The sequence below is a fragment of the Ruegeria sp. E1 genome (genome assembly GCF_056534225.1).
In genome coordinates this window covers 327,129-343,509 of sequence record NZ_JBQFPE010000003.1, presented here as the reverse complement: position 1 = coordinate 343,509, position 16,381 = coordinate 327,129, and the positions used below count along the sequence as shown (strand labels likewise).

Sequence of the window (16,381 nt, the reverse complement as noted above, 5' to 3'; positions counted from 1 at the left end):
CACGTTTGCGACTACTTCTTCTCAAAATACAAAATGACCTCACCCAGCCGAAACCCAAAGCGCGAAACATAGGCGCGGTTCAGCAGGCGATCATCGGAAAGCAGCCACATCCAATCGTCAAAATTGACCCGCATGGTGCCGTCCTTGATGGGCAGGTCGATCTTGTACTTCCAATTGAATGTGTCGCCACGTTCGATTCCGGTTGCCTCTCCCAGCACTCCGGGGGCGGTGCCGGTCCAACTGTCTTCTCCGGTCTTTGTCAGGGTCCAGATGCGTTGTTCCGTGGCGCCGTCGTCATAAACAAAATCTTCGACCAGGGTCAGAGTCGTTCCATCCCATTTGCCGTCGATCTGGACAATAAAGCGGCGAGGCACGTTGCCAAGCACGTCCTGAAACTGACCGTAAGCCACGGTCTTCCCCTCAAAGAATTCTTCAAGGTTTAGCTGACGATCCGATAGGAAAGCTTTGGGGATTCTTGGCTTGGCACTGCAGGCTGCCAGCACAGCAAGGCCGACAATGGCGGCAGCCACGAAAAAGGCGCGGTGCAGGGTCATTGCAGCGGCCTTGAAACAGCCTCGGCATCATGGCCATTGGCACCGTTCAGATTGGCCGACTTAACCTCGGGTGCCGGGCGCATTGTGGCGATCAGTTCAGCGACTTTCACCCCGAACTTGCGCATCTCGGACCGGTTCATGATCGCGCCGTTTTCTGTCAGGTACATCCAGTCGGTCACGTCCAGCGTATGCCCTCCGGCATCTTCGGGAAGGATGATCCGATAGGTCAGCTTGACCGTAGATCCAGAAATTTCACCCTTTCCTTCGCCAACGATATCGTCGGCAGTGGCAATAAACGTGTTGCCGGTGCCCAGCGTCAGATACCATTTACGGGTCATCTGTTTGCCGTTGGAATAGGTGAAGTATTCGGCCAACGTGCCGGTGTTGCCGTCCCATTCCCCCACCATGCGGGCGACAAAGCTGTTCGACATCTTGCCGTTTGGCCCATAGATCAGACCTTCGGAAAGGATCTCTCCGTTCAGATGCTTCTTGAGCGAGAACGCTGGCCCCGTGCCCGAATAGTCCGTAGGGGATTGCGACCGAAAGCTGAGGAACCTGCCCTTGACGGTCACAAGGGCAAGGATGGCAAGCAGAAAGACAACAAGGAACTTCATTTGGCAGTTACCTCTGTGGGCAGGGTCAGTACCAAACCGAATGCGCCCAGCTTCAGGATGCAGGGCAGAATCGCGTAGCCGAAATTGAGCACCTCAAGTGCCTCAGCGGAATTGGATTGACCGGGTGTAAAGCCGCTGCGTTCAAGCATTGGCAGGGTGAAAAAAGCAGCCAGAGCAAGGCCCAGCTTTCCCGCGAAAGACCAGATCCCGAACGCAGCAGATGCATTCAGGCCAGCGCGCGTCAGGGCGACCGAGAACATGGCGGGCAGTATGACCATATCCGCCCCTAGCGCCGCACCCGAAGCAAGGCAGATCAGGGCAAATCCAACCAGCTCTCCGGCGGGCAGCATGGCCGCGCCGACAAACGCCACGATCGACAGCGGCATTGCTAAGATCAGAGTCTGTTTAGGCCCAATTCGGTTACTGAGCCGCGCCCAGAACGGCACTGTCGCCCCGGCGCTGAGGAAGAAGAGCATGAGCATCGGACCCGCTTTGCCAGGCAATTGCAGGCGGTCTTCAACAAAGAACAGAAACAGGGTCGATGTGATCGCAACGGGCAGGCTGTTGACCAGAGCCAGCGCCAAAAGACGCAGCGCACCAGCCTGACCAAGACCCGCAAAGGACAACCCATCACCTGTGATGGGCGTGCGCCTCCAGATGGGAAACGTCAATGCGATGGTGAGCACGGCCAAGACGCCCAAAAACAAGCCGAACGCAGGGTAGCCTTGCGCCCCGGCCCCCAACGCGACAAACAGCGCAGGCGCACTGGCTGCGATCACAACGCCTGCCAGTTGGCCACCTTCGCGAAAGGCGGCCAATGTCATCAACTCTTTCGGGTCTGGCTGGCGGGCCAGGGTCGCGCTGCGGCCGTACAGCAGGATTGTTCCAAGGCTATAGGCCGAAAACAGCAGGATCAGCACCAAGATCAGAGAGATGACGCTTGCCCCATGTGGCAACGAAAACAGCAGTGGAAACCCGACAGCCAATCCAAGCGAGGCCATTGCGGCAAACAAAAGTTGCCCGCCCGGCCATCGATCAATCGCCAAGCCAATCAACGGATCCTGCACCAGGTCCACCAACCGGATCACAAGTAACACGGTTCCGATAACACCAAGGCTGATACCCAGATTGACCGCTGCAAACCGAGGCAGATGGATATAAAGCGGTATGCCCGCCGCGGCGAGCATGAGCGCGTACAGGCTGACCCGGGGGTAAAGCATCACTGCCCCCGCAGCTTTTGGGTGAAGCTTGCGGATCGGGTGTCATCCCCAAGAAACACCGACATGAAACTGCGTGTGATGCCCGGATAAGACATCGTGCAGGTCTTTTGCCCATTCAGCCAGAATGTCACTCTGTCTGGCCCATTCGAAACCGCCACATAGCGATCGCCTTTGGTGACGGACTTGAAACAGACGCCAAGCTGGTCACGCACTGGCGCAGGACGTCCTATGCGCTGCATTTCCTCCAAAGTAGAGTCTATCAAGGCCTTTTTCTTAATATTGCGCCGATAGGTGAACTGCAGACCAATATCATTGTTCCAGTTCAGCGCCGCACCACCGGGGGTGTAAAGCCGAGCATCGTAGATCGGTAGCCCCAGATAGCGATAAGTCGCTGTGCCACGCAGCTTTGCATCGTTTATCGCGCTCATTTCCGATGGGGCTGCCAAGCCGGTCGGGGCCAGCAGCACAATCGCCAACATCCCCGCAAGGATGCCGCTACTCAGCCGCGACAGGAATGGCCGTGGAGTTGCCAGCAATGCCATTGTCAGCTCCGATCATTTGCGGGGTGCCCTTTAGCCGGTCGACAACATGCATCGCGCTGGCGATCCCGTCTTCGTGAAACCCATGCCGGTTGTATGCCCCGGCGAACCATGTCCGGTTCTGTCCCTGCATCGCGCGAATTTGTCCCTGCGCACGCAGGGCGGCCTGATCAAAAACGGGGTGAGCAAATTCGACCTCGTCATAAATCTTGTCGTCTGGAATGTCCGCACCGGCGTTCAAGGACACGAACATCGGATCGCTATCCGGGATGTTTTGAAGGCGGTTCATCCAATAAGTGACGCCAACATTTCCGGCCTGTGAGCGATAGGTCCAACTGGACCAGCAGGCGCGCCGTCTTGGCATCTGACCGGGGTCGCAATGCAACACGGCCTTGTTGGGTTGATACCGGATCGCCCCAAGCGCCGCTTTTTCCTCACCCGTCGCGCCGTCTCCGAGGATCGCAAGCGATTGATCGGAATGGGTCGCCAGGATGATTTCGTCAAAGCGGTCACTTTGGCCCTGGGCGTGCACGGTGACGCCCAAATCGTCGCGCTCGATCTTCTGAACCGGGGCGCCCAGCCGGATGGAGCACCCGCGCGCACACAAGGCGGCTTCGATACGGCGGACATACTCGATACTGCCACCATCGACCGTGTACCACTGGTGCTGATTGGCGCGACCCGACGCCAGCAAAGCGTGGTTGCGGAAGAATTGAACCAATGACCGTGCGGGGAACTGATCCACGAATTCAACAGGAGTCGACCAGATCGCGCCGCACATGGGCATCAGGTAATTGTGCCGGAACCAATGTCCCAGCCGCAACTGGTCTACCAGCTCTCCGATTGTAGTGTCGTCGTCTTTGGCGGCGTCCGGGGCCTCTTTGCCAAAGCGCAGGATATCCGCGATCATTTTGTAATACGCTGGTCGTGCCAGATTGCGTTTTTGCGCGGTCAGAGTGCGCAGGTTGTTCAGCCCGTATTCGATACGGCCATTGTCGATGGTGGCCCCAAAGCTCATTTCGCTTTTGGTTACAGGGACCTCCAACTCATCAAACAGGCGGGTCAAATAGGGGTAGGTCACATAGTTGAACACGATAAACCCGGTATCGACCGGCTGGTTCCCATGACGTCCTGCCACCACCGTGCGGGCGTGACCACCCAGCCTTGGTTCAGCTTCGAAAATCGTTACATCGTGATCGTCTGACAGATAGTAAGCTGCGGATAGACCTGAAATGCCTGCGCCTGCTATTGCGATTTTTTTACGTACGCCCCGGGATTCGTCGAACATTCAAGCCTCGTTATGTGACATTTTACAATAGGATACGCAGACTAGGCACAGCTGGATCAATCAGATTAGAAGTTTTTGCCAGATGCACTATGTTGTGACTTCTGGTTACTGCATCCGTTACCTGTGAAATCTTATGATCCAGCTTGAATGCAAGGCCGTAAAACATCGATGAAGAATGACGCGGCCAGAGCATGAGAAGTTTTGACGGAAAAACCTATTGGATCATCGGAGCGAGCGAGGGGCTGGGGCGCTCATTGGCCGTGGCTTTGTCTCAACAAGGCGCGCATTTGATATTGTCGGCACGCAACGCCGAACGCCTGTCAGAACTTGCCGCCAGCCTGCCAAATGCGCGTTCGGTTCCCTGTGATGTGACTGATTTAGACTCTGTTCGCGCGGCGGTGGCCGACGTAGGGCAAGTTGATGGGTTGGTTTACAATGCGGGTGCCTATGACCCGATGCGTAGCGCCGAGTGGGGCACCGAAGCCGCGCTGAAAATGAGCGATGTGAATTATCTGGGTGCGCTGCGCGTTTTGGGGGAAACAGTTCCCGGTTTTGTCAGATCAGGGCGCGGTGACATCACCCTCATTGGATCTTTGGCCGGTTATCACGGACTGCCCGCATCGGTGGGATATGGCGCAAGCAAAGCCGCCTTAATCTCATTGGCCGAGACGATGCGCCACGATCTGGCAGGAACGGGTGTGATCGTGCGGATAGTAAATCCGGGTTTTATCAAGACACGCCTGACCGAAAAGAACAGTTTCAAAATGCCGATGCTGATGACGCCCGAAGATGCGGCGGACAGGGTGGTCAGAGCCATGTCGCGTCGCCGGTTTCGCACCGATTTTCCGGCACCTTTTTCCTGGCTGGTTCGTTTGATCGACTACCTTCCGGATTTGTTGGTCTACCGGGGAAAATAGGCTCTGACAAAGGGTGTTTTGGCTAAGTTTCTATCCGCAGGTCAGGCGCTGAATGACACCGGCCCCGTTCACATATACGTTCAGCCGGTCGATCCGATAATCCTGCGTCGCAATATCATCGGGGCCCAGAACGCGCGCACGTTCAGGCAGATCAGCCTGAATGACGGACACGGGTTGTCCGACGGAATCGGCAAAGGACTCTCCCTGACAAAACGCAAGATCCACGGGGGCGGCTTCGGGCGTTGCATCAACATCTTCGGGGATGCTGGTGTCGGCGCAGGCTGCCAAAAGGATCAGAAGCGGAATAAATCGGAGCATTGGCGGTCCTCATTCTGACAATGTCGTTTCTGCAATATCAAGCGTTTAGCAAACCTGCCATGAAAGCACAGTTGAAAACACCCTGTATTTGACGCAGGGTCGAGGCAAGAAAGACAGGGAGACAAAGACCATGCGTACCCGTGCCGCCGTCGCCGTTCAGGCGGGCAAACCTTTGGAAGTGATGGATGTAAATCTCGAAGGCCCCAAAGCGGGTGAGGTTCTGGTGGAAATCAAGGCCACCGGCATCTGCCACACCGATGAATTCACCCTGTCGGGTGCCGACCCCGAAGGGCTGTTCCCTGCTATTCTGGGCCACGAAGGTGCGGGTGTGGTGGTCGAGGTCGGCCCCGGTGTCACCAGCCTGAAACCGGGCGATCATGTGATCCCGCTTTACACCCCTGAATGTCGCGAGTGCGAATATTGCCTGCATCCCAAGACCAACCTTTGTCAGGCGATCCGCACCACGCAAGGGCAGGGGCTAATGCCGGACGGAACTTCCCGGTTCTCGACCCTGGATGGTGATCCGATTCTGCACTACATGGGTTGCTCGACCTTCTCGAACCACACGGTCCTGCCCGAGATTGCGCTGGCCAAGGTTCGTGAGGACGCGCCGTTCGACAAGATCTGCTATATCGGCTGCGGCGTGACCACCGGGATCGGCGCGGTGATCAACACCGCCAAGGTGGAAATCGGCAGCCGCGCCATTGTGTTCGGCCTGGGTGGCATCGGCCTAAACGTGATTCAGGGCCTGCGTCTGGCTGGGGCTGACCAGATTGTTGGTGTTGACCTGAACCCTGCCAAGGTCGAAATGGCCACCAAGTTTGGCATGACCGACTTCGTGAACCCTAAAGAGGTCGAGGGCGATCTGGTCCCCTATCTGGTCGATCTGACCAAAGGCGGTGCCGACTATACTTTTGACGCCACCGGCAATGTCGGCGTGATGCGCGACGCGCTGGAATCGGCGCATAAGGGCTGGGGAGAATCGATCATTATCGGCGTTGCCCCCGCTGGTGCCGAAATCTCGACGCGTCCATTCCAACTGGTCACCGGCCGGTCGTGGCGCGGCACCGCATTTGGCGGTGCACGTGGCCGAACCGATGTGCCCAAGATCGTCGACTGGTACATGGAAGGGAAGATCGAGATCGACCCGATGATCACTCACACAATGGGTCTGGATGACATCAACCACGGCTTTGACCTGATGCATAAAGGTGAAAGCATTCGGTCTGTTGTCGTTTACTAAGACCCTGATCCTGAGGACTGTTTAACGGCGTGCCGATCGGTGCGCCGTTTCCTATTTCCCGGGCCGTGTCGCCCCGGTATCCGACCTCGGAGAACGCACCCGCAATACTGGCGTGTTGACAGAGGTGGTGTTCGACCGGCTTTCACGCCAAACGACAAAGACGCCCGAAGCGATGATAACTCCGGCACCGAGCGCGACCCAGCCATCTGGTTTTTCGCCAAAGAACACCATGCCAAATATCGTGGCCCAGATGATTTGACTGTACTGGCTGGGGGCGATTACCCCAGCAGGGGCAGCGCGATAGGCGAGGATGATCAGGTGTTGCGCGATGACAGAAAACACGCCGACCAAAGCCATCATCGCCAGGTGCAGAAGGGATGGCGGCTGATAGACTGCAGGCTGGGCAAGGCTCATGACCGCGATGGCAAGCAGCATCGGATAAAGGATCAAAACGGCCGAGCGCTCCTGGTTGCCGATCTTACGCACCAGCACCGAGGCAAATGCGCTGCAAAAAGCGGCCATCAGCGCAGCCAGGTGCCCCGTTGTTATATCCGTTGCGCCGGGACGCAGCACGATCAATACGCCGATCAAGCCAACCCCAACCGCTGCCCATCGCTGGATGCGCACGACTTCGCCCAGGATGGGGATCGACAGGACCGTGACGATGAGCGGAAATGAGAACAGCAGCGAATAAACTTCGGCCAAAGGCAGGACCGAGAATGCATAGAATGCACAAGACATGGCCGTGATCATCAGACCAGACCGCAGCAGTATCAACCATGGGTGATGTGGCAGAAAGTTCCCGGTGGTCCGATCCGTCAAGATCGTGACGGCCATTGGAACAAACGAAAACAGCGTGGCGAAAAAGATAATCTGCAGCACCGAATAGGTGCCGCCCAGCACTTTGATCAGCACGTCGTGGCTGGCAAAAACCGCAAAGCCCGCAAACGCATAGCCAAGTCCACGAAGGGTGGTGTTCTGAGTGCTCATCGCTTTGGCCTCGGGTCATGTGTCGGTGTGGTGGCGAATTGCCATGGCAGCACAAGCGGCGCCTGGCTGATGGGGCCACTGATTAGACCGATTTCGCCAAGGCGAAAAGCCCTTATTTTACCGCTAACATATCAATGCCGCCATGTTCTGAGATCATCGCAGGATCGGAGGTGCGTCCTTTGGCGTTCGCGCAGACTGAACCCCTGCCCTCATCCCGGTGCCGATGCGCCGCGCCAGCGCAACCCATGGGATGGCGGTTTCCGGTGGAAGGGATTGGGTAGCAACCTCTTCGAACAGATCCAGCCAATGAGCGAACATCTCGGGGGCGATGTCGCTTCGTTCGATGTGGATCCGTTGCGGATTGCCGTCATAGCTGCGCTCGAACAGGATGGCATTGCGCCAGAAGGCTGCGATCTTTTCCTCGTGTGCAGGCCAATCGGTGACATGTTTGTCGAAGACCGGACCAAGGATCGCGTCCTGCCGGACGCGTGTATAAAACACCTGAACCTGCGCATCGATCTGCGCTGGCGTGGCCGGAAAGCGCGGCGGCAGTTTTGGTCTGGTCATGAAGGCTCCGGGTTCGCTCTGAACCCGCGCATATCCCGGTATGGTGTTCCGCAACAGGTGTGGTTTTGTCGCGCGGTTTCGACCTTTGCGCAGGAAACGGGTCGCACGGATGCATATGCACTGACAGCTTCAGGGCAGCAACAAGGAGACCGATCATGCACAGAATTTCCGCCCTGCCCACGGATCAGGTTCAGGCCTATCGCAAAGGCGCGCCGGATGGCTATGGCAACCCGCCCGAGCGGGCCATCTCGAACGGTGCTGGCAATCCCTGCCGCCATTGCCTGACCTATATCCCGAAAGGCAAAGAGATGCTGGTGCTGGCCCATCGACCTTTTCCTGCAACCCAGCCATTCGCGGAAACAGGGCCTATTTACCTTTGTGCAGAGCCTTGCCAGCGGTATGAAAGCCCGGCGGAGTTGCCAGAGGCTCTGACGGCCTCGGCCAACTATCTGATCAAGGGATACGGGTCGGACGACCGCATCGTCTATGGCACCGGGATCATCGCGCCTCAAAACCAGTTGCGCGAAACCGCCGAGAGCATTTTTGCCCGGTCAGATGTGGCCTATATCCATATCCGCTCGGCATTGAACAATTGCTATCATGCGCGAATTGACCGTAATTAGAGTCTGATTCGGTGCATCCCCCGGCGTGGTTGATCCTGATCGTCCGCCGGCGGATCATCTGCCCGTGACGAGGTCAGGGCAAGAAACACATCCTCAAGATCCGCCTCTTCGGTGCGAACGTCGCGAATGCGAATATTGGCAGAGCGTACGGACTCCAGAACCTGCTCGGCGCTGGTAGTTTGGCTTTGGTAATTCAGCTCCAGGCTGCCATCGTCGCGCAGCGCGGCGTCAACGCCATCGGTCACCGGCAAATCGGCAACCGGGCTGTCGGGGATGATAACCATGGTGCGACTGTCCATGCGGTTCAGCAGGTTGGCAGTGCTGTCTTGCGCGATCTTCTCACCATGGTTGATAATGGCGATCTCATCGCACATCTCTTGCGCTTCTTCCAGGTAATGCGTGGTCAAAACGATGGTCATGCCCTGTTCATTGAGTTTGCGCACATTGGTCCAGAGCATCTGGCGCAATTCTATGTCCACACCTGCGGTGGGCTCGTCCAGCACCAAAATCTTGGGGTGATGCACCAGCGCCTTGGCCAGCAGCAACCGTCGCCGCATCCCGCCCGAAAGTGTGCGGGCGTAAGCCCTTGCCTTGTCGCCCAGGCCGACCAGTTCCAGAATCTCATCACTGCGCCGCTCGGATTTGGGCACACCGTAAAGGCCTGCCTGAACCTCCAACGCTCCGCGCGGGGTGAAGAACGGGTCCAGGTTCAGCTCTTGCGGCATCACGCCGATTGCCGCGCGGGACTGGCGCGGGTTGCGATCCTGATCGAATCCCCAGATCGAAACATGCCCTGCGCTTTTGATCACCAGCCCGGCCAAAATGTTGATCAAGGTTGATTTTCCGGCTCCGTTCGGGCCGAGCAGTCCAAAGATCGAACCGCGCGGAACCGTCAGATCGATGCCCTTCAGCGCCAGTTTCTCGGGCTGGCCCTTGCCGCCGCGATAGGTCTTGCGCAGCCCTTCGATCCTGATTGCCGCCTCGGTCATGTGGCCCTTGCCTCCGGTTTGCTCATCGCTCATAAACGCACCTAGTACATGCCCGCGAGGCCGACAACCGAAGAAGGATCGCCAGCCGTGACCATCGAAGCGCCGGAAACCAAAATCGTGGAAACCGCCCGTGTCGCCTGTGATGGCGGCGAAGGCGCGCTGGGCCATCCGCGGGTGTGGTTGCAGATCCCTGAGGATACCGGCTGGGTTGAATGCCCCTATTGTGACTGCAAATATGTTCTTAAGGGCACAGAACAAGGCTGATCGCCCCACCCGGGCCCGGTCGCCCAAATCTTGCCGCTATTGCCGGGATACTGCCCCTACAGAACCCTGTGAGAGGCCGCGATGACCGATGCAACACAAACACAGATCAACCGCCCGGTTTTCGGTTGGATTGGTTTTTCTGCCGGCGCTGCTGCACTTTTGGCGGCGCTGTTTGTGTTCTGGGCCGGGCCCTTTGCCCCACAGCAATCCGCAGGGGTGACTTTGGGCGAGCTTGCGGCCGAAATCGGAAAATCCACCCTTCGCGCCGCCGCAGGCATGGATCAGCCCGCACCTGTCGCCACTGACCGCGACCTTGACGATTTCCTACAGATCGGCGTCGCCATGCTGGGCGGTCTCGCCATTGTTCTGTCCGTCATCGGCTTGCTGCGCCATGAACAGATGCGCCCGGCGATAGCGGGTGTCGCGGTCGGCCTGGGCGCGATCTTGTTCCAGTTCTTTGCGATGGCTTTTTTCGCCCTTTTGGGCGTGCTGGTGATCATGGCGCTGGTCAACAGTTTTTCGGATGTCTTTTCGGGCCTTTTCGGCGGTTAGTCCTCGATCCTCCAAGCGGATGCAGGGCCCAATCCGGGCGTTCTCCTACTGGTAACCATCTACGTTCCGTGGCAGGACGGATGGGCAGAACTTAGGAGAGCATGGGCATGAGTGGGTTTGGAAAAGGCTGTCACCTGCATCTGATCGACGGATCGGCTTTTATCTTTAGGGCCTATCACGCGCTGCCGCCCCTGACGCGCAAATCCGACGGGTTGCCGATTGGCGCGGTCTCGGGCTTTTGCAACATGCTGCAGAAATATGTCGAAGATAACTCGGGGCCGGACGCACCAACCCATGTGGCGGTGATCTTTGACAAGGGCTCGCACACGTTTCGCAACGACCTCTATGACCTCTACAAGGCCAACCGCGAAGCGATGCCCGAGGATTTGCGCCCGCAGATGCCGCTTACCCGCGAGGCGACGCGTGCGTTCAATATCGCCTGCAAGGAATTGGAAGGGTACGAGGCCGACGACATCATCGCCACGCTTGCCGTGCAGGCGCGAGATGCGGGCGGGCGCGTGACTATCGTGAGTTCCGACAAGGATCTGATGCAACTTGTCGGGGACGGCGTCGAGATGCTTGATGCGATGAAGAACAAGCGCATCGATCGGGATGGGGTGGTCGAGAAATTCGGTGTGGGGCCCGAGCGGGTGGTCGACGTGCAGGCGCTTGCGGGGGATTCGGTGGACAATGTGCCGGGCGCTCCGGGTATCGGGGTCAAGACAGCGGCGTTGCTGATCAACGAATATGGTGATCTGGAAACGCTTCTGGACCGCGCGGATGAGATCAAGCAGCCCAAGCGCCGCCAGACCCTGATCGAGAAGCGCGATCAGATCGAGTTGTCGAAAAAGCTGGTGCAACTTGATGAAAAAACGCCGCTGGATTTCACGCTGGATGACCTTGAGGTTCGTGATCCTGACGCGGACACGCTGCTGGGCTTTCTGGCTGAAATGGAGTTTCGGACGCTTACAAAGCGGGTGGCGGATAAGTTGGGGGCCGAGGCTCCGGTCATTGCCGACGCGCCTGCACCGGTCGAAGAGGCAGAGGTCGAAGTTGTTCCTTTTGACGCGTCGAAATATGAATGCGTACGCGATGCATCCGCTTTGCAAAAGTGGATCGATCAAGCATATGAACGTGGCTGGGTCGCTGTCGACACCGAAACCACTGGACTGAATGAAATGATCGCCGATTTGGTGGGCATATCGCTTTGTGTTGAGGCAGGTGAGGCGTGTTACATCCCGCTGACCCATCGCGAAAGTGCGACAGATGACCTGTTCGGCTCGGACGCACTGGCCGAGGGGCAAATGCCTCTGGATGAGGCTCTAACTCTGCTGAAACCGGTGTTTGAGGACCCTTCGATCCTCAAGATCGGGCAGAACATGAAATACGACGCTAAGATATTCTCGCGGTATGGCATCGACGTGGCCCCCATCGATGACACGATGCTGATGTCTTATGCAATGCATGGCGGTGAGCATGGGCATGGCATGGATACCCTGTCGGAACGTTATCTGAGCCACACGCCCATTCCGATCAAACCGCTGCTGGGCTCGGGTAAGTCTGCGATCACCTTTGACAAGGTTCCGATTGATGAGGCCACCGCTTATGCGGCCGAGGATACGGATATCACCCTGCGCCTGTGGAAGCTGTTCAAGCCTCAATTGCATCAGGTGCAGGTGACGACTGTCTATGAAACGCTTGAACGTCCTTTGGTACCGGTTCTCAAAGAAATGGAGATGCATGGCATCAAGGTCGACCGCGATGTCCTGTCTCGAATGTCCAACGCATTTGCGCAGAAAATGGCCGGGTTAGAGGCTGAAATTCACGAACTGGCCGGTGAGAATTTCAATGTCGGCTCCCCCGCGCAACTGGGCGAAATCCTGTTCGACAAAATGGGGCTTGAGGGCGGCAAGAAGGGCAAGACCGGGAAATACTCGACCGGAGCCGATATTCTTGAGGACCTTGCCACCGAACATGAATTGCCCCGCCGGGTGCTGGACTGGCGGCAGCTCAGCAAGCTGAAATCGACCTATACGGACGCGCTGCAGACCCATATCAACCCGGATACAGGCCGGGTGCATACGTCATACTCGATTACCGGGGCGAACACGGGTCGTCTGGCCTCGACCGATCCGAACCTGCAGAACATACCGGTGCGCACCGAGGAAGGTCGGCGCATTCGCGAGGCGTTTATAGCCGAGCCGGGTAATGTCATGGTCAGTCTGGACTATAGCCAGATCGAACTGCGGATTCTGGCCCATATCGCGGATATTTCGACCCTGAAACAGGCCTTTGCGGATGGGTTGGACATTCACGCCATGACCGCGTCCGAGATGTTCGATGTGCCGCTGGACGAGATGACACCGGATATCCGCCGTCAGGCCAAGGCGATCAACTTTGGTGTGATCTACGGCATCTCGGGCTTTGGACTGGCACGCAATCTGCGTATCCCCCGGGCCGAGGCGCAGGGCTTCATCGACCGCTATTTCGAACGCTTCCCGGGTATCCGCCGCTATATGGACGACACGGTGGCCTTTGCCAAAGAGCATGGCTATGTCCAGACTCTGTTCGGGCGCAAAATCCACACGCCCGAGATCAACGCCAAGGGCCCACATGCCGGTTTCTCGCGCCGGGCAGCAATCAATGCGCCGATTCAGGGCACTTCCGCGGATGTGATCCGGCGGGCGATGGTGCGGATGCCCGAGGCGATCAATGGGCTGCCAGCAAAGATGCTGCTGCAGGTGCATGACGAATTGCTGTTCGAAGTGGCCGAGGGCGCGGTAGATCAGGTGATCGACGTGGCGCGGGGTGTCATGGAAGGGGCGGCGGACCCGGCGGTGAAGCTGGACATCAGGCTGGTCGCCGATGCAGGACAGGGCGCGAACTGGGCCGAAGCGCACTAGGGTCGGCGCTGCTCATCAGGCCCGGCGGGCCCTCTTCGCAGCGGGTCAGTCCTGCGGCCTGACCAGGCGCTCAACCAAACGTTTGACAAATGGCCCGAGCGTCAGGATCACTGCAAATGCGATCGGCCAGCAAAAAGCCCAGGATGCCATCCAGTCGTTGGTGGTAGTTGGCCCAAATCCAATCGCCTTGACCGTGGCGACCCCCGTGACGATACACGACATCAAGCCGGACATGATCAGACCAAAAACGCTATGGGCAAATCGGGCGGGGATCATTCGGGTATCCTTTTCATCAAGCCACCTTCATGTGCGGGATTTTTGCGTCAAATGCCAGCCACGATGCGATCACTGGTTTCTAAACCAGTGCAGAGATGCCTCGGTGCGGGGGGTTGATGGTGTGTATTCCGCGCTGATCCAGCCTTGATAGCCAGAGCCATCGATGGCTTGAAACAGTTCGACAAAATCGGTTTGGCCTTGCCCTGGCTCTGACCGGTCGGGGGCGGCTCCGATCTGTGCATGTACGATCTTCGGGTGAAACCGGTCCCAGACTGCGCGCGCGTCGCCATGGATCATCGCCGCATGGAAACTGTCATATTGCAGCCCGACATTGGGTCGGCCGACGCGATCCAGAACCTCGGCCGCCAGATCGTAATCGTTGAGGAAATAGTCGGGCTGCGACACAGGGTTGAGCGGTTCGATGGTGAAGGCCTGATTTGGCGCATGGTCAGCCGCCCATTGCAGATTTTGAACAAAGCTCGCAAACGCATCGGGCCCTGCGGAATAGCCGGACATGACGTGGATCAGCCCGGGGCGCAGCATCTCGGCATAGCGCAGGACGCGGCGGATGTCTGACTGAAACCGGGCCTCGCCTCCGGGGACAGCGGCATAGCCGGGCTGCCCGTCGGTATAGTTCGGCGGAGGCGCGTTGATCAGCACCAGTTCCAGCCCGTTTGCCACTAGGGCACGGCGCGTTTCCTTGGCGGCCAGGTCATAGGGAAACAGAATCTCAACCGCTTTGAACCCGGCCTGCGCGGCGGCATGGAACCGGTCGAGATAGGGCAGCTCGGTAAAGAGCAGCGAGATATTGGCGGCAAATCTGGGCATGAGTGGCTTTGGTTGCGGTAGTCCAAGCTTAGCGGCGCGGCGAGTTCGGGGGAAGGGACTGAAAACGACAGTTTGTCGAAAATCGACCAGATCGGGTTCCGCAAATAAGAGAGCCTTTGGGGTAATGCGGCGAATCATTTTCGTATGCCGCCTCAACAAAGGTTTCAATCCAATGGCGCTAAGCCCTGACCCCGCGCGCGGGACCGGGATCGGTTTGCCCGCCGACCGGCATACCGCCCTGTCCGGCAATGGCCTTGCCGTCGCGTCGATGCTGACATGGGCGGCGGGCTTCCCGGCGGCTGAGGTTTTGCTGCAGACATGGCCACCCATCGCCCTGCTGGCCGCGCGGCTGGCCTTGGCGGTAACTGTAATGTTACCGATCTGGATTCTGATCGACGGACCGCGCCGGGTGCGGAACGCGCGGTGGGCACGGGCAATGATCGTCGGCGGGTTTGGCGTGGGATTGGGGATGTTCTTGCTGATTGTGGCGCAGAAACTGACCGACCCGGTGACAGTGGCGCTGATCGCATCCTGCGCGCCACTGATGGCGGCCTTGCTTGAGCTTTCGGCGGGGACTCGAAGTCTGAGGTGGAATTTCGTTCTAGGAGTACTGGTATCGATCCTTGGCGGGTTTGTTGCCACCAGTGCGATTGCCCCGGCGCAGCTGGGTCTTGGCGCGATCTGCGCGGTGCTGGCGACTGCGCTGTTCTGCTGGGCCAGCATGGCGACGGCGCGCGACTTTCCCGATCTTGGACAGACTGGACGGGCGACCATTACATTTGTTGGCGGCCTGATCTTGGCCTCGGTGCTGATGTTCGGCGTGGCGCTCCTTGGCTTTGAAGTCATGCCCGAAACAGCATTTGATATAGGGCAAGCTGGAATGCTGGCGATTTATGCGCTGATTTCGATGGGTCTGAGTCAAGTGTTCTTCATTGCCTCGGTCGGCCGGATTGGTGTCACCCTGTCTGCTTTTCACATCAACGTCGCCCCGTTCTATGTGATGGTGATCATGCTGGTTCTGGGCGAAGCGTGGGATTGGACCCGCGCGCTGGGCGCAGGCATTGTGGCGCTGGCTGTGGTTGTGGCGCAGGATCGGGGTCGGCGTAAGACAGTGTGAAGCTAGTCAAGCTGATCCGACAGGATCAAAGGAAAAAACACCCCTTCTGACCAGACACCAAACCAACCCTCGTGATGGGTGCCGATGTCGACAAGGCGATAGAATGTCTTGCGATCCAGACGCGCCTCCAGATCTGCACGGATCAATACATAGGTAGAAGGTTCATCTGTATCCGTATCGACAACAATGCGAATGGGGTGGTCCTGCCCGGCACGTGCGCTATCTCCGACCAGAGTCTGAAAACTCAGGGTCTGGTCCCTTCCATCGCCATCCACTTCGAAATCAACTGCGATGAATGGTGCATCCTCGACGGTGATTCCCACTTTCTCAACCGGGGTCACAAGGAAGTATTTGCCGTCTTCTTTCTTAAGAATTGAGGAAAATAGCTTAACCAACTCGAACCTGTTGATGGGTGAGCCTAAATAAGACCATGAGCCATCTTTTGCGATCCGGATGTCCAGATCGCCGCAAAACGGAGGATTCCAGAGGTGAACAGGCGGTAAACCCGCCGTTTTGGTTGCTTTGACCGTTGCTGCCAGGCCATCCGGGGACGGGGTCACGGGTTTTTGTCCGCTCATT

The 16,381-nt window shown here is 58.0% G+C and carries 19 protein-coding genes; 7 read left to right on the top strand and 12 right to left on the bottom strand.

From position 1 onward, the window contains the following. Window positions 1-11: 11 nt before the first annotated feature. Genes ACR0FG_RS05360 through ACR0FG_RS05340 form a run of 5 tightly spaced genes read right to left on the bottom strand, consistent with a single transcriptional unit; the run spans window position 12 to window position 4,215 of the window. Window positions 12-554 (bottom strand): DUF3833 domain-containing protein, encoded by a 543-nt coding sequence (locus ACR0FG_RS05360; protein WP_480890882.1) that lies wholly within the window; start codon window positions 552-554, stop codon window positions 12-14. Continuing rightward, entirely contained in the window at window positions 551-1,168 is a 618-nt protein-coding gene (locus tag ACR0FG_RS05355; protein WP_480890880.1) for a DUF3833 domain-containing protein, read from the bottom strand. The genes ACR0FG_RS05360 and ACR0FG_RS05355 overlap by 4 nt, the downstream gene beginning before the upstream one ends. After that, a complete protein-coding gene (locus tag ACR0FG_RS05350) occupies window positions 1,165-2,388 on the bottom strand; it encodes an MFS transporter (protein WP_480890878.1) in 1,224 nt (407 codons plus the stop codon). The genes ACR0FG_RS05355 and ACR0FG_RS05350 overlap by 4 nt, the downstream gene beginning before the upstream one ends. Next, window positions 2,388-2,930 carry a hypothetical protein gene (locus tag ACR0FG_RS05345; protein ID WP_480890876.1) on the bottom strand — a complete coding sequence of 181 codons (543 nt, stop codon included), beginning with the start codon at window positions 2,928-2,930 and terminating at the stop codon, window positions 2,388-2,390. The genes ACR0FG_RS05350 and ACR0FG_RS05345 overlap by 1 nt, the downstream gene beginning before the upstream one ends. After that, window positions 2,884-4,215: an NAD(P)/FAD-dependent oxidoreductase gene (locus tag ACR0FG_RS05340; protein WP_480890873.1), complete on the bottom strand. Its 1,332-nt coding sequence runs from the start codon at window positions 4,213-4,215 to the stop codon at window positions 2,884-2,886. Before ACR0FG_RS05340 ends, ACR0FG_RS05345 begins: the two co-directional genes overlap by 47 nt. 191 nt (window positions 4,216-4,406) lie before the next feature. On the opposite strand from ACR0FG_RS05340, the gene ACR0FG_RS05335 reads away from it, so the two are divergent. Further along, window positions 4,407-5,132, top strand: coding sequence for an SDR family NAD(P)-dependent oxidoreductase (locus tag ACR0FG_RS05335; protein WP_480890871.1), 726 nt, complete (start codon window positions 4,407-4,409; stop codon window positions 5,130-5,132). Between the two features lie 30 nt (window positions 5,133-5,162). Here ACR0FG_RS05335 and ACR0FG_RS05330 read toward each other — a convergent pair whose 3' ends face one another. After that, window positions 5,163-5,450, bottom strand: a complete 288-nt coding sequence (locus ACR0FG_RS05330; RefSeq protein WP_170712295.1) for an I78 family peptidase inhibitor — start codon at window positions 5,448-5,450, stop codon at window positions 5,163-5,165. A gap of 130 nt (window positions 5,451-5,580) precedes the next feature. Here ACR0FG_RS05330 and ACR0FG_RS05325 point away from each other — a divergent pair, with 130 nt between their 5' ends. Beyond that, window positions 5,581-6,693, top strand: a complete 1,113-nt coding sequence (locus ACR0FG_RS05325; protein WP_480695776.1) for an S-(hydroxymethyl)glutathione dehydrogenase/class III alcohol dehydrogenase — start codon at window positions 5,581-5,583, stop codon at window positions 6,691-6,693. Window positions 6,694-6,744: 51 nt separating this feature from the next. Here ACR0FG_RS05325 and ACR0FG_RS05320 read toward each other — a convergent pair whose 3' ends face one another. Then, a complete protein-coding gene (locus ACR0FG_RS05320) occupies window positions 6,745-7,683 on the bottom strand; it encodes a DMT family transporter (RefSeq protein WP_480890869.1) in 939 nt (312 codons plus the stop codon). Between the two features lie 153 nt (window positions 7,684-7,836). Beyond that, on the bottom strand, window positions 7,837-8,250 hold the full coding sequence (locus ACR0FG_RS05315) for a group III truncated hemoglobin (protein ID WP_480890866.1): 414 nt from the start codon (window positions 8,248-8,250) through the stop codon (window positions 7,837-7,839). 155 nt (window positions 8,251-8,405) lie between these two features. Here ACR0FG_RS05315 and ACR0FG_RS05310 point away from each other — a divergent pair, with 155 nt between their 5' ends. Continuing rightward, a complete protein-coding gene (locus tag ACR0FG_RS05310; protein ID WP_480890864.1) occupies window positions 8,406-8,873 on the top strand; it encodes a DUF1203 domain-containing protein in 468 nt (155 codons plus the stop codon). Here the strand turns inward: ACR0FG_RS05310 and ACR0FG_RS05305 are convergent. Further along, window positions 8,870-9,862 (bottom strand): ABC transporter ATP-binding protein, encoded by a 993-nt coding sequence (locus ACR0FG_RS05305; protein ID WP_480890908.1) that lies wholly within the window; start codon window positions 9,860-9,862, stop codon window positions 8,870-8,872. The two genes, ACR0FG_RS05310 and ACR0FG_RS05305, sit on opposite strands and share 4 nt — an antisense overlap. An 87-nt stretch (window positions 9,863-9,949) precedes the next feature. On the opposite strand from ACR0FG_RS05305, the gene ACR0FG_RS05300 reads away from it, so the two are divergent. The 3 genes from ACR0FG_RS05300 to polA all read left to right on the top strand — a co-directional run bounded on the left by ACR0FG_RS05300 (window position 9,950) and on the right by polA (window position 13,581). Next, window positions 9,950-10,126 carry a zinc-finger domain-containing protein gene (locus ACR0FG_RS05300; RefSeq protein WP_170346779.1) on the top strand — a complete coding sequence of 59 codons (177 nt, stop codon included), beginning with the start codon at window positions 9,950-9,952 and terminating at the stop codon, window positions 10,124-10,126. Between the two features lie 81 nt (window positions 10,127-10,207). Further along, on the top strand, window positions 10,208-10,678 hold the full coding sequence (locus ACR0FG_RS05295) for a hypothetical protein (RefSeq protein WP_170712305.1): 471 nt from the start codon (window positions 10,208-10,210) through the stop codon (window positions 10,676-10,678). 107 nt (window positions 10,679-10,785) lie between these two features. Further along, window positions 10,786-13,581 (top strand): DNA polymerase I, encoded by a 2,796-nt coding sequence (gene polA, locus ACR0FG_RS05290; protein WP_480890862.1) that lies wholly within the window; start codon window positions 10,786-10,788, stop codon window positions 13,579-13,581. Between the two features lie 45 nt (window positions 13,582-13,626). Here polA and ACR0FG_RS05285 read toward each other — a convergent pair whose 3' ends face one another. Continuing rightward, the gene (locus tag ACR0FG_RS05285; protein WP_480890859.1) at window positions 13,627-13,857 is read right to left on the bottom strand and encodes a DUF2798 domain-containing protein; all 231 of its coding nucleotides are present in this window, start codon (window positions 13,855-13,857) and stop codon (window positions 13,627-13,629) included. 69 nt (window positions 13,858-13,926) lie between these two features. After that, entirely contained in the window at window positions 13,927-14,685 is a 759-nt protein-coding gene (locus ACR0FG_RS05280) for a hydroxypyruvate isomerase family protein (protein WP_480890858.1), read from the bottom strand. 172 nt (window positions 14,686-14,857) lie between these two features. On the opposite strand from ACR0FG_RS05280, the gene ACR0FG_RS05275 reads away from it, so the two are divergent. Then, window positions 14,858-15,802 (top strand): DMT family transporter, encoded by a 945-nt coding sequence (locus ACR0FG_RS05275; RefSeq protein WP_480890855.1) that lies wholly within the window; start codon window positions 14,858-14,860, stop codon window positions 15,800-15,802. A 2-nt stretch (window positions 15,803-15,804) separates the two neighbouring features. On the opposite strand, the gene ACR0FG_RS05270 is transcribed toward ACR0FG_RS05275, so the two are convergent. Continuing rightward, window positions 15,805-16,380, bottom strand: a complete 576-nt coding sequence (locus tag ACR0FG_RS05270) for a DUF1285 domain-containing protein (protein ID WP_480890853.1) — start codon at window positions 16,378-16,380, stop codon at window positions 15,805-15,807. Window position 16,381: the final 1 nt, after the last annotated feature.

Bases quoted from the DNA above. Each gene is read 5' to 3' on its own strand.
- ACR0FG_RS05360 (WP_480890882.1), bottom strand. From the start codon at position 554: ATGACCCTGCACCGCGCCTTTTTCGTGGCTGCCGCCATTGTCGGCCTT.
- ACR0FG_RS05355 (WP_480890880.1), bottom strand. From the start codon at position 1,168: ATGAAGTTCCTTGTTGTCTTTCTGCTTGCCATCCTTGCCCTTGTGACC.
- ACR0FG_RS05350 (WP_480890878.1), bottom strand. From the start codon at position 2,388: ATGCTTTACCCCCGGGTCAGCCTGTACGCGCTCATGCTCGCCGCGGCG.
- ACR0FG_RS05345 (WP_480890876.1), bottom strand. From the start codon at position 2,930: ATGGCATTGCTGGCAACTCCACGGCCATTCCTGTCGCGGCTGAGTAGC.
- ACR0FG_RS05340 (WP_480890873.1), bottom strand. From the start codon at position 4,215: ATGTTCGACGAATCCCGGGGCGTACGTAAAAAAATCGCAATAGCAGGC.
- ACR0FG_RS05335 (WP_480890871.1), top strand. From the start codon at position 4,407: ATGAGAAGTTTTGACGGAAAAACCTATTGGATCATCGGAGCGAGCGAG.
- ACR0FG_RS05330 (WP_170712295.1), bottom strand. From the start codon at position 5,450: ATGCTCCGATTTATTCCGCTTCTGATCCTTTTGGCAGCCTGCGCCGAC.
- ACR0FG_RS05325 (WP_480695776.1), top strand. From the start codon at position 5,581: ATGCGTACCCGTGCCGCCGTCGCCGTTCAGGCGGGCAAACCTTTGGAA.
- ACR0FG_RS05320 (WP_480890869.1), bottom strand. From the start codon at position 7,683: ATGAGCACTCAGAACACCACCCTTCGTGGACTTGGCTATGCGTTTGCG.
- ACR0FG_RS05315 (WP_480890866.1), bottom strand. From the start codon at position 8,250: ATGACCAGACCAAAACTGCCGCCGCGCTTTCCGGCCACGCCAGCGCAG.
- ACR0FG_RS05310 (WP_480890864.1), top strand. From the start codon at position 8,406: ATGCACAGAATTTCCGCCCTGCCCACGGATCAGGTTCAGGCCTATCGC.
- ACR0FG_RS05305 (WP_480890908.1), bottom strand. From the start codon at position 9,862: ATGACCGAGGCGGCAATCAGGATCGAAGGGCTGCGCAAGACCTATCGC.
- ACR0FG_RS05295 (WP_170712305.1), top strand. From the start codon at position 10,208: ATGACCGATGCAACACAAACACAGATCAACCGCCCGGTTTTCGGTTGG.
- polA (WP_480890862.1), top strand. From the start codon at position 10,786: ATGAGTGGGTTTGGAAAAGGCTGTCACCTGCATCTGATCGACGGATCG.
- ACR0FG_RS05285 (WP_480890859.1), bottom strand. From the start codon at position 13,857: ATGATCCCCGCCCGATTTGCCCATAGCGTTTTTGGTCTGATCATGTCC.
- ACR0FG_RS05280 (WP_480890858.1), bottom strand. From the start codon at position 14,685: ATGCCCAGATTTGCCGCCAATATCTCGCTGCTCTTTACCGAGCTGCCC.
- ACR0FG_RS05275 (WP_480890855.1), top strand. From the start codon at position 14,858: ATGGCGCTAAGCCCTGACCCCGCGCGCGGGACCGGGATCGGTTTGCCC.
- ACR0FG_RS05270 (WP_480890853.1), bottom strand. From the start codon at position 16,380: ATGAGCGGACAAAAACCCGTGACCCCGTCCCCGGATGGCCTGGCAGCA.